The sequence below is a fragment of the Panacibacter microcysteis genome (genome assembly GCF_015831355.1).
In the GTDB taxonomy this organism is placed as follows: domain Bacteria; phylum Bacteroidota; class Bacteroidia; order Chitinophagales; family Chitinophagaceae; genus Panacibacter; species Panacibacter microcysteis.
Genome location: NZ_JADWYR010000001.1, coordinates 704303 through 721121, shown reverse-complemented (window position 1 = coordinate 721121; position 16819 = coordinate 704303). Strand labels below are relative to the sequence as shown.

General features: G+C 42.0%; 12 protein-coding genes. 9 read left to right on the top strand and 3 right to left on the bottom strand.

Features of this window, described 5'->3' with window-relative positions; genetic code table 11:
• Positions 1-159 precede the first annotated feature (159 nt).
• Positions 160-3843: a DUF7948 domain-containing protein gene (locus tag I5907_RS02910; protein ID WP_196989228.1), complete on the top strand. Its 3684-nt coding sequence runs from the start codon at positions 160-162 to the stop codon at positions 3841-3843.
• Positions 3844-3859: 16 nt separating this feature from the next.
• On the top strand, positions 3860-4882 hold the full coding sequence (locus I5907_RS02905) for a PorP/SprF family type IX secretion system membrane protein (RefSeq protein WP_231401947.1): 1023 nt from the start codon (positions 3860-3862) through the stop codon (positions 4880-4882).
• A 210-nt stretch (positions 4883-5092) separates the two neighbouring features.
• Here the strand turns inward: I5907_RS02905 and secA are convergent, their stop codons facing one another.
• A complete protein-coding gene (gene secA, locus I5907_RS02900) occupies positions 5093-8425 on the bottom strand; it encodes a preprotein translocase subunit SecA (protein WP_196989227.1) in 3333 nt (1110 codons plus the stop codon).
• 421 nt (positions 8426-8846) lie between these two features.
• On the opposite strand from secA, the gene I5907_RS02895 reads away from it, so the two are divergent.
• Positions 8847-10505 carry an MORN repeat-containing protein gene (locus tag I5907_RS02895; RefSeq protein WP_196989226.1) on the top strand — a complete coding sequence of 553 codons (1659 nt, stop codon included), beginning with the start codon at positions 8847-8849 and terminating at the stop codon, positions 10503-10505.
• Between the two features lie 16 nt (positions 10506-10521).
• Here I5907_RS02895 and I5907_RS02890 read toward each other — a convergent pair whose 3' ends face one another.
• Positions 10522-10770, bottom strand: a complete 249-nt coding sequence (locus I5907_RS02890; protein ID WP_196989225.1) for a hypothetical protein — start codon at positions 10768-10770, stop codon at positions 10522-10524.
• A 324-nt stretch (positions 10771-11094) separates the two neighbouring features.
• Between I5907_RS02890 and atpG the strand changes: the two genes are divergently transcribed.
• The 5 genes from atpG (at position 11095) to I5907_RS02865 (ending at position 15901) form a co-directional block, all read left to right on the top strand.
• Positions 11095-11976, top strand: coding sequence for an ATP synthase F1 subunit gamma (atpG, locus tag I5907_RS02885; protein WP_196989224.1), 882 nt, complete (start codon positions 11095-11097; stop codon positions 11974-11976).
• Positions 11977-12070: 94 nt separating this feature from the next.
• The gene (gene scpB / locus I5907_RS02880; RefSeq protein ID WP_196989223.1) at positions 12071-12901 is read left to right on the top strand and encodes an SMC-Scp complex subunit ScpB; all 831 of its coding nucleotides are present in this window, start codon (positions 12071-12073) and stop codon (positions 12899-12901) included.
• A 73-nt stretch (positions 12902-12974) separates the two neighbouring features.
• Complete coding sequence (gene lysA, locus I5907_RS02875) at positions 12975-14189, top strand: diaminopimelate decarboxylase (protein ID WP_196989222.1); 1215 nt, start codon at positions 12975-12977, stop codon at positions 14187-14189.
• A 122-nt stretch (positions 14190-14311) separates the two neighbouring features.
• Positions 14312-15139: an ABC transporter ATP-binding protein gene (locus I5907_RS02870; protein ID WP_196989221.1), complete on the top strand. Its 828-nt coding sequence runs from the start codon at positions 14312-14314 to the stop codon at positions 15137-15139.
• A 45-nt stretch (positions 15140-15184) separates the two neighbouring features.
• Complete coding sequence (locus I5907_RS02865; RefSeq protein WP_196989220.1) at positions 15185-15901, top strand: DUF92 domain-containing protein; 717 nt, start codon at positions 15185-15187, stop codon at positions 15899-15901.
• A gap of 60 nt (positions 15902-15961) precedes the next feature.
• Here I5907_RS02865 and I5907_RS02860 read toward each other — a convergent pair whose 3' ends face one another.
• A complete protein-coding gene (locus I5907_RS02860) occupies positions 15962-16156 on the bottom strand; it encodes a hypothetical protein (protein WP_196989219.1) in 195 nt (64 codons plus the stop codon).
• Positions 16157-16398: 242 nt separating this feature from the next.
• Between I5907_RS02860 and I5907_RS02855 the strand changes: the two genes are divergently transcribed.
• Positions 16399-16776 (top strand): transmembrane 220 family protein, encoded by a 378-nt coding sequence (locus I5907_RS02855; protein WP_196989218.1) that lies wholly within the window; start codon positions 16399-16401, stop codon positions 16774-16776.
• Positions 16777-16819 lie beyond the last annotated feature (43 nt).

The window sequence follows — 16819 nt, the reverse complement described above, 5'->3', positions numbered from 1 at the left end:
AATGCCCCGGAATGATCTGAACGTACAAGAGTGCGACGCAACAGGCGATGAAAGCAGTAATACAGCCTGGCTCATAAATAAATTAATACGTTTCCGCCGGCAATATGAATCGTAACTGTTAGAATATTCGTAACTTTTAAATAAATTCAATTGAACCTGATGACCAGATTTTGCTTCGTATTTATTGTGTTGCTTGCTTTTGCTTCGCCATCATATTCGCAGGCCCTTGAGTTTATACAGAACAAGGGTCAGTGGGATGAGAAAGTGAAATTTAAAAGTGATATGGGCGGCAGTGTATTCTTTTTACAACAAACGGGTTATCGTGTAAGGCTAAACAAAAAAGAAGATCTGGAGAAAATAGCTGCAAGTTATTCCGGCCATGTGCACGGTAAAAATGATAAGATGGTTAGCAGTGCTGCCCTGTCGCTCACCACTGCCGGGGCGCCAGACAATAAAACCAATCATGAGAATAATGGCGGCACACAAAGCCCTGTTGTTTTACATTCACATGCTTACGAAGTAAATTTTCTCAATGCATCAGCCAATGCTGTCGCCATTCCAGATAAACCGCTAGATACGTACAACAATTATTTTATAGGCAATGATCCTTCGAAATGGGCGTCGGGTTGCAGCATTTATTATGGCATTACATACAAAAACATGTATCCTGGTATAGATGTGCGGTATTACTCAGACAGAGGTAATCTTAAATACGACATCATTGTAAATCCAAACGCAGATATCAGCAAACTGGCCCTGAAATTTGATGGTGTAAATGGGTTGGCTGTAAAAAATGGTAACCTGGTTATCAAAACATCGTTGGGTGATGTTTCGGAACTAAGCCCTTACTCTTACCAGTTTGACGCAAAAGGAAAAACAGAAGTAGATGCAAAATATGTGGTGGATGGAAATATCGTACGTTTCAAGCTTGGTAATTATTCGAAAAATGCTACGTTGGTTATAGACCCTACACTTATCTTTTCCAGTTTTTCGGCAAGTATCAGCGATAACTGGGGTTTTACGGCTACGTACGATGGTGCAGGTAATTTTTATGGTGGTGGTATTTCATTTGCCACAGGATTTCCTGTATCACCCGGTGCTTTCCAGGAAACATTTGGGGGTGGTCAGGAATTTGAAAATACAAGCGGTTACGATATTGCGCTTATTAAACTCACGCCTAACGGTTTTAACCGCATTTATGCTACCTATATTGGCGGCTCTGGCAATGAGCAGCCACATAGCCTTATAGTAGACAATGCAGGAGACTTGGTAATCGCAGGAAGAACAAGCTCTCCCAATTACCCCACAACAGCCTCCACCTTTGGGCCAGGTGGCGGTTTTGACATTATTCTTACTATTCTAAACCCCACAGGTACAGCATTGGTAGGTTCAAGAAAAATTGGTGGCTCTGGTTCAGATGGTTTAAATATCCAGCAGAATAGCTCTGGTTCAATCAAGAGTCTTTTTCGCAACTATGGAGATGATGCACGAAGTGAGGTTATTGTAGACAGAAACAACAATATATACCTTGCATCGTGTACACAATCCACCAATTTTCCTGTTACGGCTGGTGCCGCACAGGGCAGCAGCGGCGGTGGCCAGGATGGAGTGGTTATAAAAGCTTCACCCAATCTATCCAATATACTTTTTAGTACTTATCTCGGCGGCAGTGGTGATGATGCAGCCTTTGTACTATCCATTAACCCTACCAATAATAATATTTACGTGGCAGGTGGCACAACCAGTAATAACTTAAGGGGCACGGGCGGAGTAAACGGGCCTGTATTGTTTAGCGCATTCAGCGGCGGCGCCTGTGATGGTTTTGTTTCTATTTTAAACAATGCCGGAAGTTCTCTGATAAAGACGGTATATGTAGCGTCAGCCAATGCAGGCAGCGATGATGTAGTGTACGGAATTCAGTTTGACAGGAAAGGTTTTCCGTACATAACAGGTACAACCACTGTTGCTTTTCCTTTAGCAGGTAACCCGGCGTTTAATTCGCAATCGTCAGGAAAACAGTTTATAACCAAAATGCAGCCAACACTCAACGGTGTGGTATACTCTACAAATTTTGGTAAAGCAGGTAGCAGTGTGCCGGATATTTCGCCCACAGCATTCCTGGTAGACCGGTGTGAAAATGTGTATGTGGCGGGTTGGGGTGGAGGTTTAAACCTTCGCTTTGCTAATGCCGGTACACAGGGATTGATAACAACACCCGATGCCATCAGGCCTACGTCAGATGGCAGTGATTTCTACTTTTTTATCCTCGAAAAAAATGCTTTAAGCCAGTTGTACGGAACATTCTTTGGAAATATTGACCCGATAGCCGATGTAGGAGACCATGTAGATGGTGGCACCAGCCGGTTTGATAGTGAAGGTATCATATACGAAGCGCTTTGTGCCAACTGTCGAAAAGAAGGAACGTTCCCCACAGCGCCGGCAAGTGTGTGGGGGCGCGTAAATCCTGCTCAGGGTGGCGCAGAGTGTAACCTGGCCATGGTAAAAATAGCTTTCGAATTTGCCGGTGTTGGCTCAGCCATCCGTTCCTCTATTGCTGGCGTGCCAAGAGATACTGCCGGATGCGTTCCCTTAACTGTAGACTTTACAGACACCATTGGTAATGCACAGAAGTATATCTGGAATTTTGGAGATGGCTCTGCTGATACCACCACACCTACGGCCAATGTAAGTCACACATTCAATTCCATCGGTAAATTCAGGGTAAGGTTAATATCAATAGATTCGAACACCTGTAACATTGCAGATACTTCTTACCTGACCATTAAGGTTGGCGCTAATAAAGCAGATCTTGCTATTAATGTACAAAAGCTCGATCCTTGCGAAGCATTACTTTACCAGTTTAACAACAACTCCGTTGCACCACCATCATTTCCTTTTGGGGCACAAAGTTTTGAATGGAGTTTTGGCGATGGCATAACGCTGATCAGCGATCAAACATCACTGACCCACAGTTATGCCGCTCCGGGGACCTATAAAGTTGTATTAAGACTTATTGATACATCGTATTGCAATTACCCGGATTCTATCGCTATTACTCTAAGGGTTGCCGTAAACGTAGATGCACTTTTTGAAACACCGGCATCGGGCTGTGCTCCGTATACGGCCGTATTTACCAATACATCAATCGGCGGGGCCCAGTTTACCTGGGATTTTGGTGACGGTACAACTTCAACAGAAGAGAACCCGGTACATGTATTTACCACACCCGGAACGTATACAGTGCGTATGATTGCCAGTGACCCTAATACCTGTAACAAAATTGATAGTACACTACAGACGATCATCGTCAGTGCTTCTCCTGCTGCTGCATTTACATTTTCACCACAGGTACCCAAAGAAAACCAGGAATATACATTTACCAATTCTTCTCTTGGTGCAGTAAAATATAAATGGGATTTTGGAGATGGCGACACAATTGTCACCACAAGGATTGATACTACCATCAAACACACATACAGTGCAACTGGCACATTCAACGTTTGCCTTACGGCAACCAACCAGTACGGGTGCGATAGCACAGTTTGTGCCCCCATCAGCGCAATCATTGTTCCACTTGTTGATGTGCCAAATGCCTTTACACCTAATGGCGACGGAACTAATGATATTGTAAGGGTGCGTGGTTTTGGTATAGCTAAAATGGATTGGCGCATTTACAACCGTTGGGGTACAATGGTATTCAGGGGTACCACTGTAAAACAAGCGTGGGATGGCAAATATAACGGCGTTTTACAACCACAGGAAGTCTACGTGTATGTGCTTGATATAACATATTCAGACGGTACCAAATACAGAAAATCGGGTGATATTACCCTATTGAGATAGCTAAAGAATGATGAGGATGAAGAAAAAATATATCTATGTTGCCATAACCTGCTTGTTAGCGGGCATACAATCACTTCGTGCGCAGGATTTGCATTTTTCGCAGTATTACAATTCGCCGCTGCTTATAAACCCTGCCAATACCGGCTTCGCGCCGGATGTAGATTACCGCGTGGGTATAAATTACAGAAACCAGTGGGCCAGCGTTACGCCCAACCCATACAAAACGATGAGTGCATGGGGCGATGTGCAGCTCTTCAACAATCGTTTTGATAATGGCTGGGTGGGTCTCGGCGGTTCGTTGTTGAGAGACCAGGCTGGCAGTGGCGGGCTCGTTTCTACCAAAGGTTTTGCATCAATCGCATACCACCAGTTACTGGGTATGAACAGTCTGCTGAGTGGTGGCTTTAATGTCGGCTTTGCCAATAAACGAATAGATATTGGTAAGCTCACCTTCGATAACCAATGGAATAACAAATTCTTCGATTCCAACATTCCAAGCGGCGAAGCTTTTGCTTACAATTCAGTCACCTATCTCGATCTTCAGCTCGGGCTTAATTACGCTTATTTCGCGGGTGATTACGCGTATTTCAACGCCGGGTTTAGCGCAATGCATATCAACAGGCCACGAGAATCTTTTTTTGCCAACAATATTACAGATGTGAGAATCGATCCGCGTTACACCCTGTTTTTAAATGGCAGTTTCCGCGTTAATGAACAATGGATCGTAAACCCAAATGTATATGTTAGTAAGATGGCGAATGCATGGGAAACGGTTGCCGGTTTAAATGCACACTACAACCTCAGTGGAGATGGCAGCTCCAGGCTTATCGGCGGCATTTATGTAAGGCTTAAGGATTCATTCATACCCATGTTTGGATACCAATGGAATAATATCGCAGCCACTGTAAGTTATGATGCTACCAGCTCCTCGCTTGGCACCTACAATCAAACAAGAGGGGCCTATGAACTTTCAATTGTAAAGAGTGGTTTTTTCAGTCCGGGGGGTAAAAATATCAAGTGTCCTACCGTGTCATTTTAAATAACAATTCCGCTGTGCAGCAGCGGAATTTTATTATGAACCAGGCTTTTGTATTGCTATGAAGCTTTCGTTGCGTCGCACTCTTCAACAGCAACAATACTATTGAGCAAGCGCGAAGACCGAAGCGTTTGTTATACAGGTTTCGGTTCGATAAATTAAAATATTAGTACGTAAAAAATCCCGCTTTGTCCGGCGGGATTTTTTTTTATGTTATAAGTCTCTTCCGTGGCAGTTCTTGTATTTCTTTCCGCTACCACAAGGGCAGGGATCGTTACGCCCGATCTTTGGGCCCACTTTCACCGGCTCCTGCCTTACCGCAGATTGCTCCTGGTATTGGTCTTTCTCATTGGCTGCATAATCTTCACCCGCAGCTTCAACCTCTGCTTTGTTAGACTGCATGCGGCTCATATCAGTCTTTTGTTCGCGGCCTTCTTTAATATCGGCAGGGCGCTGTTCCATCGGTATATCGGCATGGCACAGGAAATTCACTATATCCCGGTTTATCGCACTATCCATTTGCTTAAACAAAAGGTAGGCTTCCTGCTTATAGATAACCAACGGATCTTTCTGCTCATAGTGCGCTGTTTGTACACTTTGCTTAAGGTCATCCATAGAACGGAGGTGCTCTTTCCACGCATCATCTATAAAAGCAAGGGTAATGGTTTTTTCCACTGCATTGCTCATTTCCGCACCTTCTGTGGCTATTGTTTTATCCAGATTGGCAAGTACCTGTAAGCCTTTTTTACCATCAGTAAACGGTACCACTACGTTCTGTATGTGTTGTCCCTGGCTTTGGCGGATATTGCTAAAAACCGGTATAACGCGTTTACCCAATTCATTTCTTTTGGCCTGGTAATTTGCAGCAGCTTCATTGTATAATCTTAGTGCCAGGTCATTCTCATTGCCTTTATTAAAATCTTCCGGTGTAATAGCTGTATCAATACCAAAGTTTACAATTACTTCAAGGCGAAAACCCTCAAAATCATTGTTCTCTTTAAACGTATTTACCAGTCCTTCAGCAACATCATAAAATGCATTGTCAAGGTCAAGCGCCAGACGCTCGCCAAATAATGCGTGGTTGCGTTTTGTATAAACCACAGTACGTTGCTTGTTCATTACATCATCATATTCCAGCAAACGTTTACGAATACCAAAGTTGTTTTCCTCTACTTTCTTTTGTGCACGTTCAATGCTTTTGGTAATCATACTATGCTGTATTACCTCGCCTTCTTTATAGCCTGCAAAATCCATTACTTTGGCAATACGTTCACTGCCAAACATGCGCATCAGGTCATCCTCCAGCGAAACATAAAACTGGGAAGAACCCGGGTCTCCCTGGCGGCCTGCACGGCCGCGTAACTGCCTGTCTACACGCCGGCTTTCGTGGCGCTCTGTACCAATGATTGCCAAGCCACCCGCATCTTTTACACCTGGTCCCAGCTTAATATCTGTACCACGACCGGCCATGTTGGTCGCAATCGTTACAGCACCCGCCAGGCCGGCTTCTGCCACAACCTGAGCTTCTCTTGCATGCTGCTTTGCATTAAGCACATTATGCGGAACTTGTTTTTGCTTAAGCATACGGCTAAGCAATTCACTCACTTCGATTGAGGTAGTACCAACAAGTACCGGTCTTCCGGCATTACGGAGTTCTTCAATTTTTTCAATTACAGAACCGTATTTTTCTCTCTTGGTCTTGTATACAAGGTCATGTTCATCCACACGCACTATGGGAATATTGGTAGGTATAGACACAACATCCAGCTTGTAAATGCTCCAGAATTCGCCTGCTTCTGTTTCCGCAGTACCGGTCATGCCGCAAAGCTTGTGGTACATGCGGAAGTAATTTTGCAAGGTTACTGTTGCATAAGTTTGTGTAGCAGCTTCAATCTTTACGTTTTCTTTGGCTTCGATTGCCTGGTGTAAACCATCACTGTAGCGGCGGCCATCGAGAATACGGCCTGTCTGCTCGTCAACGATTTTCACTGCCCCATCCATTACAACGTACTCAACATCCTTATCAAAAAGGGTATATGCTTTCAGAAGCTGTTGCACGGTATGTATGCGGTCTGTTTTTATACCGTATTCATTTAGCAAAACTTCTTTTTGTTTTATCTTTTCTTCCTGTTGTAACGTAGTATTATTATCAATCGAAGCAAGGTCGACACCAATATCAGGAATTACGAAAAAGTTTACATCTTCTCCGGAACGGGTAATCAGTTGAATACCTTTATCAGTAAGTTCAACAGAATTATTTTTCTCGTCTATATAGAAGTAAAGTTCTTCATCTGCCTTGGGCATTTCTTTTTGCTGGTCTGCGAGGTAGTAATTTTCCGAACGTTGTAATTTCTGACGTATACCAGGCTCGCTCAAAAACTTAATTAAGGCAGTGCTTTTTGGCAAGCCACGATGCGCACGGAAAAGTGCCAGGCCACCATCTTTCGGATCATCATTGCCTTCCGCGATTTTTTTCTTTGCCTCGTTCAAAAACTGGTTCACGGCACGTTTTTGTGCATCTACCAGTTTTTCTATCCTTGGCTTAAGGTCGAAAAACTGTTGTGTATTGTCGCTGTGACCAACCGGGCCTGAAATAATTAACGGCGTTCTTGCATCGTCGATTAACACGGAGTCAACCTCATCTACCATTGCAAAATGGTGTTTACGCTGAACCATTTCATCAGGATTGTGTACCATGTTATCGCGCAGGTAATCAAAGCCAAATTCGTTATTGGTTCCGTAGGTTATATCTGCCAGGTAAGCATTTCTGCGTTGTTGCGTATTGGGTTGATGCTTGTCAATGCAATCAACTGTTAATCCAAGCCATTCATAAATCGTTCCGTTCCACTCAGAGTCGCGACGGGCAAGATAATCGTTCACCGTTACAATGTGTACACCTTCTCCTGCCAAAGCGTTCAGGTAAGCAGGCAGTGTAGAAACCAGCGTTTTACCTTCACCGGTTGCCATTTCTGCGATCTTTCCCTGGTGCAAAACGATACCACCGATAAGTTGCACATCGTAGTGAACCATGTTCCATGTAACCTGGCCGCCGGCGGCTGTCCAGGTATTATTGAAAACGGACTGCTCACCTTCAATCTTGATGTAAGATTTATTGGGCTTTACACTTAATTCCCTGTCAAGTTGTGTAGCCGTTGCAATCATTTGAGGGTTTTCTTTGAAACGGCGGGCTGTTTCTTTTACTACAGCAAAGGCTTCCGGCAATATTGCTTCAAGAGCTTTTTCTATTTCTTTGTCCCGGTCCTTTTTGAGATTATCTATCTCCGTATAAATTGTATCTTTTGACTGAATGTCAGACGCAGCCAGTGCCTCAGCCTGTTGTTTTTTTGATTCGATCTCGTTATCTATATCTTTTAGCTGGTCCTTGATACGCTGCCTGAATTCAAGGGTTTTGTTTCTAAGGGCATCGTTGGAAAGAGACTGGTATTGCTGAAAGTGCTGATTGATCTTAACGACAACCGGCTCAATCTGTTTTACATCTTTTTCGCTTTTATTTCCGCCTATTAGTTTTGAAATAAACTTCAACATATCCGTGTTATTGGGTATTGATAATTATATGTTTTAAAGAGACCTTCACGTTGCCAAAAACCATGCTATCGAAACAGTAAGGCCAAAATGGCAGCAGGTTTTCAATTTAAGCCGTCAAAGGTAATCAATTTGCAATCAGCGTAGGTAAAACCATATTTATAAGCAGCCTTTACACAATAATTAACGAAAGCTACGTTTTATGAAAACCATTGTAACTGTGTTTACCTTTGTAATGTGAAAAAGCAGTTTTAAACCGTGGCTTTCGGAAGATTGCAATGTTTAAGTAGTAACAAGACTGTTTTTTGTAATAATACCCGCTTTGCTGAATAGAGAATAAAGCCCTGAAGAGTGCGACGCAACCAAAGCTGACAATAGTACTACAGTCCGGCTCCAAAAAATTAACCCCCCAAATATCTACAACATGAAAAATGTTTTTTTTGTTTCCGCACTGCTAATGCTGTCTGTTGTATTGCATGCTCAAAAAACTGCAATTATTCACAACCTTACCGATGCATGGGGTATAAGTTATACCTATTGCGGTGAAATTGTAAACGGCAAGCCTGGAGGAATGGGTGTGGCAACTTATTCAAATGGCGTGGTACGCCGGTACGTGGGCGGATTTGAAAACGGTTTTTATAGCGGAAAAGGAGTGATGCTTTTTGAAAATGGTTCTTTTTCTGCCGGTAGCTGGAGTAAAGGAAAAATGAGCGGTAAGTGTGGTTACACCACTGCCGAAGGTGCTTTTTTTGCCGGCGAGCTTAAAGATGGCATGCGTAATGGCATGGGGCAGGTTATATATAAGGATAACAGTTTTGTGAAAGGCAACTATGTGAATGACAAGCTGAGTGGCCGCTGTATCAATGTATGGAAAGATGGCAATATTGTAAGCGACATATTTTATGCAAATGATCTAAGAAACGGCACGGGGTTTCAATATGAAGTTAATACCAACAAATTGTATGAAGGTGAATGGAAAGATGATAAATGGGTAGAGGCAAAAAGTGCCGGATTTTATAGTTTTTTGAATGTAAGCAATTTTAAAGGGGAAAAAACAGCTGATCATATTCTAATTGGTCCACTGACTGCTGAAGGATACCTGAGAGATACCGCCTACTTTTATGATCTTAACAAACGCAAACGGTACTTTGGCTATTACGAAAAAGGTTTTATAAAAGACGGTCTGCAGGTAAAGGACGATAGTACAAGATTTGTGGGGGCTACAGATAATGTTGGTGCAAAAGGTTATTGCTTCGATTTTAAATTTAATAAATTTTACACGCAGGGTTATTATGTCAACGATAAGATTAATGGTGATATTCTCGACATAGATCTTGTGAAGAAAACGGTTTACATAGGTGCGGCTGCCAACGGCGCGTTTACAGGCAAAGCATATTTCTTTAATGATAAAGGAAGTATGTATTATGGAGATTATGTCAATGGTACATTAAACGGGCAGGGATTCAGGTTGGAAAATGACGGACATCTGACGATAGCGTCATGGAAGAATGGCACGCCCGTAAATGTTGAATCTGTGCTAAGCCCTGACGGGGAGGTCTTTGCAGGCAATCCAAAGACATTTGAAGAGTCGTTGAATGCTGTCGTAAAAGATTATCCAAAATTTTTTGACAATATCATGGGGTTTGCAACCACGGACTATGATTATAATGAATGGATGGGTGCAGAAGTGGGTAAAGACAGTTATTATGATTACTTTCTTACGCTGATCAACTTTGCCGGCAGCACAAGACCCAACATAATCGCAGACGACCTGGATCTTACAAACTTATACATCGTGACGATGATCCACGGTGCCGACCAGGCAAAGGCCAAAGCCAAATATGAAGAAGTGGTGAAAAAGGTAGCTGCAACAAGCATTGCAAATAAATCTCTGCCAAAAGCTGTGCGCTTTAAAGGCACTATAACCGCACCTGATATGATGAAACGCATCAATAGTACAAAATTTCAGCTTGATACGGATAAGGCCGACTTTACTACGATGGGTGTGTGGGTAAAACTTAGAAAGGACAAAGATGGCACTTATGCTGTTTCACTGGAAATCGGAGAACAGGCGGAGGAGTAACGCCTTACCAATAGCATTACAATGTAGAATCCAGGTTGCCGAAACCTTTCTTCTTTTTGCGCCAGAAAGCATAGACAATACCTGTAAAGAGCAATGCACTCCCAAGGCCAATGAGCAGTTCATTTTTCTTCCAGAACCGTTTTGTTTCTACACCTGCGGCTTTTTGTATGGCGGGCTCCTGGCTTAAGCCCCTGTTAGAAATTACCAGGCACAATATCAGCAGCGATAATGTGGTGGTTTTTAAAAGTGAAGTTACTGTTTGCACTAAGCAATGATTTCGTTAGGAGAGTGTTGCCGGGCAACAAAAAATAAAGGTAGCTATTCCGCGTTTAAAAAAAATTCATAAAACCGTAATATTATACCCACACGTCATGAGATAACACTAAGCGCTTCTTTTTTACGGCGTGAAATGACTTATTCGATGGTCGTGAAGCCAGGCTTTACACAAGGGGAAAGCCGGCAACATAATTATCGCTGGCATACCAGAAATTTAAGCTGTTTCCGTTAACTTTGCCGCCAATTTCGGGAAAGTCCACTGCCGCATAACGGTACTGTATGAGCAAATCCCTGAAAATTAAAAAGTTATAACATGCCTGGTCAGTTAAAAGAAGTCCGCAACCGTATTAGTTCAGTACAAAGTACGCAACAAATAACCAAAGCAATGAAGATGGTAAGTGCTGCAAAATTGCGTCGTGCACAGGATGCCATCATTCAGATGAGACCTTATGCGCAAAAACTCCAGGAAGTATTGAGCAATATTATCAGCAATACTGAAGGCGGTGTAAATATGAAGCTTGCAGAGGAAAGACCTGTAGAAAAGCTACTATTGATTGTTGTAACGAGCGACAGGGGCCTTGCGGGTGCTTATAATGCCAATGTTATCAAAACCGCCAAACAACTGATCGCAGATAAATATGCTGATCAACAAAAAAAAGGTAATGTAACTATCTGGAACATTGGTAAAAAAGGTTTTGAAAGTCTTACCAAAAGCGGTTATAAAACAGATGCCGCATACAAAGATATTTTTCTCAATCTCAGTTTCGAGAATGTGCAGGCTGCTTCTGTTGCTGCCATGAAAGCTTTTGAGAACAAAGAATTTGATGCAGTATACATTGTCTACAGCGAGTTCAAAAACGCTGCAACCCAGGTATTTCACAGCGAGCGTTTTCTGCCTATTCCAAAAGTGGAGAAAAAAGCAGGTGCGAAAAAGGCCGACTTTATATTTGAACCGAATAAAGAACAGCTTATTGCAGAGCTGATGCCAAAGATCCTTAATACACAATTGTACAAAGCAGTATTAGACGCTAATGCCAGCGAACATGGGGCGCGTATGACGGCAATGGATAAAGCAAGCGATAATGCAAACGAATTGCTCAAGTCTCTCAAAATATCATATAACCGAGCACGCCAGGCAGCCATTACCACAGAGCTTACAGAAATCGTAAGCGGTGCTGCAGCATTGCAGGGATAATTGTTGATTTGAAAATTTGACATTTGAAAGTGAAAACGGCTTACTTTTCTGCGAGTTTCAAATTGACTAATTTTCAAATTTTCAACTGAACAACATGGAACTTTCCCAAATCATACCACATATAGAGGCATTGATCTTTGCCAGTGAAAAGCCTTTGACCAGTCTTGATATCGTAGAGCTGATCAATAATGCCTTTGGATTTATGGAAGAGCGTATTATGCTCGACCAGGTGGAAAGTTGTATAGAAGGTATTCGTGAAAAATACCAAAGCGAATTTTATCCCTTTGAAGTAAGGGAAAGCGGCGGCGGCTGGCAATTTCTTACTAAAAAAGACTTTCACAAAACACTCGCACAATTAAACGGGGAGAAGTTTTTAAAGCGACTGTCAACCGCAGCGCTCGAAACCCTGGCTATTATCGCTTACAAGCAACCCATAACAAAAGGTGAGATAGAAAGCATACGTGGTGTAAACAGCGACTACAGCATTCAAAAGCTGCTGGAAAAAGAACTGATCATCATTACGGGCCGCAACGAAAATATGCCGGGCAAACCCTTAGTGTATGCTACATCAAAAAACTTCATGGACTATTTTGGGTTAAATACGGTGAGCGATCTTCCCAAAATAAAAGAGGTGCTGGCGGAGCAACTGATAGAACCAACCATCATCAACGCAGCGCACTTTGGAGAAGCTGCACCAAAAGAGGTAACCATCCTGGCAGTGGATAGTAACGGAGACCTCATTGCACACGGAAACGAACAGCAAGAGAATGAAAACCATGTTGAACCTTCTGCCAGCGAACATGAAGACGCAGTCGGGAAGGCTGCCACGGACGAAGCTGCACCTGATGAACCAACCAGTGAGCAAAATGAAAATGAAGATAACACGTCTCAGGATGAGGATAACGAAAACGAAACAAAAGCTTAGTATAATAGCCCTTCACTGAAGGGCTTTATTTTTATAATACCTGTAAACAACTCATATCGTATCTTCGGAAATTATGTCGCAGCAACTAACAAAAGAGCAATTGATCAGTGTGGCCAATGAGTTTGGTACACCGGTTTATATCTACCATGCAGAAAAAATACAGGAGCAATTAGAAGAACTGCAAAATGCGTTCGCAAAGTGTAAGGCTAAGTTCTTTTACGCCTGTAAGTCTTTAACCAATATCAATATTCTTAAGCTGGTAAAGCAATACGGCGCTAACCTCGATTGCGTAAGCATTAATGAAGTACACCTTGGTTTAAAAGCAGGTTTCGAACCAAAACAAATACTGTTTACACCCAATTGCGTAGACTTTGAAGAAATAGAAGCAGGCATCAAACTTGGTGTTAACGTAAACATCGATAATATCTCTTTGCTGGAAAGATTCGGCAACAAATACGGATCGTCTTACCCTGTTTGTATCAGGCTTAACCCGCATATAATGGCGGGCGGTAATTTTAAAATATCTACAGGCCACATAGACAGTAAGTTTGGCATCTCCATACACCAGATGCGCCATATAGAACGCATTGTAAAAACCACCGGCATACACGTAGCAGGCCTCCACATGCACACAGGCAGCGAGATAAAAGACATCAATGTTTTTTTGCAGGGTCTTGAAGTAATGTTTGATATGGCACGCCATTTTCCAAAGCTTGAATTTATAGACCTTGGCAGTGGCTTTAAAGTGCCTTATCATGACGATGATGTAAAAACGGACGTGGCAGCACTCGGTAAAAAAGTTTGCGAAGCATTTGCCGCATACGAAAATGAAAATGGCCGCAGCCTCGAAGTATGGTTCGAGCCTGGTAAATTCCTGGTAAGTGAATCGGGTTATTTCGTGGTAAAAGCCAATGTTATCAAGCAAACCACTGCCACCGTTTTTGTTGGTGTAAACAGTGGTTTTAATCATCTCATACGCCCCATGTTTTATGAGGCCTATCACCGCATCGAAAATATCTCCAACCCAAACGGCCCGGAGAGAATTTATACTGTAGTAGGTAATATTTGCGAAACCGACACGTTTGCGTGGGATCGTAAATTAAACGAAGTACGGGAAGGAGATTTGCTGGTATTCTGCAATGCCGGTGCATATGGCTTTGAAATGAGCAGTAATTTTAACAGCCGTTTAAAGCCGGCAGAAGTGCTGGTCAAAAACGGGCAGGCACATTTAATAAGAAAGCGCGATGAGTTTGCAGACCTGCTCAAAAATCAGGTAGAAGTATTGTAGGAATTTTGTGATACCAGCTGCGGTTTTTCATGGCATCTTCGTTGCGTCGCAATCCGTTCATCGGTTGGTTCTTTACTCAGCAGGGCGGGCACAGTTTTCAAAATTTATTAAGCTTCAGCGTAATGATCGAATTAAAAAATATCAAAAAATCCTTTGGTGAAAAGGTAATCTTAAACGATATCAGTGCAGTAATGGAAGCGGGTAAATGTAACCTCATTATCGGTTCCAGTGGTAGCGGCAAAACCGTATTAACCAAATGCATGGTTGGCCTTTTTGCACCGGATAGCGGCGATATTTTGTACAGCGGGGAAGATATTGTAAAAATGGATGATGAAAAGCGGAAAGAACTTCGCCAGCAGATAGGCATGCTGTTCCAGGGCTCTGCTTTGTTCGATTCCATGACGGTAGAGCAAAACGTGATGTTCCCGCTGGAGATGTTTTCAAGAGAAGGTTATAAAGAACGTAAGAAAAGGGTTGATGAAGTGCTGGCGCGTGTAGAATTGAAAGATGCCCATAAAAAATACCCAGCAGAAATAAGCGGCGGTATGAAAAAACGTGTAGGCATCGCACGTTCCATTGTGCTAAATCCAAAATATCTTTTTTGCGATGAGCCCAATTCAGGTCTTGATCCGCAAACATCACTGGTTATCGATAAACTCATTAAAGAGTTAACAGACGAATTCAATACCACGACCATTGTTGTTACACACGATATGAATAGTGTAATGGAAATCGGTGATCATATCGTATACCTCTACCAGGGCAAAAAAGAATGGGAAGGCTCCAACAAAGAAATTATTTTCAGCAAGAACGAAAAACTCAACAGCTTCATATTTGCTTCAGACTTTCTGCAGGATGCAAAAGATATGCGTATGCTTGAAATGAAAGGAAAAATTGATAACGACAGAAATATGGATGACCTGTTAAATATGCCCGGTTCAATTACGTAACGCTAAACTTATTTTAACCCGCCAGCCGCTTCTGCATTAACTGCAATGCCTACCACAGACATTATTATTGTTTCAGCAATCATCATAGCCGGCATACTTGGAAGTGTGCTGTTTAAAAAACTTACCATAACTGCAGCTGTTACAGGTGGCGCTATTGCATACTTATTATTTTTTTCTGCAGGTTATACAGGCGTTGTTATGCTTGCTGCATTTTTTATATTGGGTTCCGCCGCTACTTCATTTAAACTACAACTAAAGCAGCAACAACATTTAGCGGAAGAAAACAAAGGAAAGCGCAGCGTAATGCAGGTATTCGCAAATGCAGGTGTAGCGGGCATGTTGGCAGTTTTAATTTTGCTGCAACCTGCTTATAAAGAAACATTGCAGCTAATGATTGCCGCATCATTTGCCTCCGCACTTAGTGATACATTTTCCTCTGAACTGGGAAATGTTTATGGAAAAAAATTTTATAACATTAGTACCCTGAAAAAAGACACTAGAGGTCTCAATGGTGTGGTAAGTATGGAAGGCTTGTTTTTCGGAATATGTGGGAGTATAATTATTGCAACAATTGCAAAGATTGGGTTCAATTACGGTCTCAAAGAATTACTTATCATTGCTGTGGCAGGGTTAACTGGTAATGTTTCAGATTCTATCATCGGTGCAGTAGCCGAGAGAAAAAAAATTATAGGCAACAATACTGTAAATATGCTGAATACTGCCATAGCCGCTGTAGCTGCAGCAGCTATATTGCAGATGTAAAATAAAAAGACCCTCACATCAGGTGATAATAATCAAAAGATGTGAAGGCCTTTATCGCTGCTAGTTCTTTGCAAGAAAATTTGCAAGTAAGATTGAATCTGGTTTATGCGTTGTATCAGATGTATCCTGCGGAACGGTATCTGTTATATTGTTCCAATGGCTCTGTGCAAATGCATAAGAAGTCTTATTGTCTTTGTTTGATGCGTAAGCTGCAACAAGCATTAAAGTCATGCCTGCAAATAGTAATTTTTTCATGGTTAACGCTTTTAAAAATAGTTAAGTAATTAATCGAAACTATATAGCCAACTACCATGCCATAATGGAACTTAACAAGCGCATTTTTTTATAAAGCAGCAAAAAAAATCTTTGATATTAAACTTCGTTTTTATATGTGTGCATTTTCTGAAACTGTTACAGGGCTTGCATTTGGGCTGTTTAACATAAGAATACCCTGTCCTGATTCATTATGTAAAATGTAGCGCGTTAATTACCAGTATATGAAACTTTTCAACATTATCTTTTGCATTTTGTTTGTGCTTTTTGCAGGGCTGCAATACAATGATCCTGACCCTTATGTTTGGGTACCAATTTATTTATATGGTGCGGTTTTATGCTGGTTGGCGTATAAGAATAAATACTATCCCAAAGCATATATTACAGGCATTGTATTATACACGCTGTATGCAGTGTATAAAATCTTTGATCGTAATGGACTGCTTGACTGGATCAATGAACACCACGCAGAAAACATAGCAGGAACAATGAAGGCAGAAAAACCCTGGATCGAAGAAAGCCGTGAATTTTTTGGCCTGCTGATACTGGTAATAGTATTAATAATTGATCTTGTGTTTGCCCGCAGGAAGCAACACCGCTGATATATTTTACCTGGTAGAATAAACATAGGAATGATGCAAAACG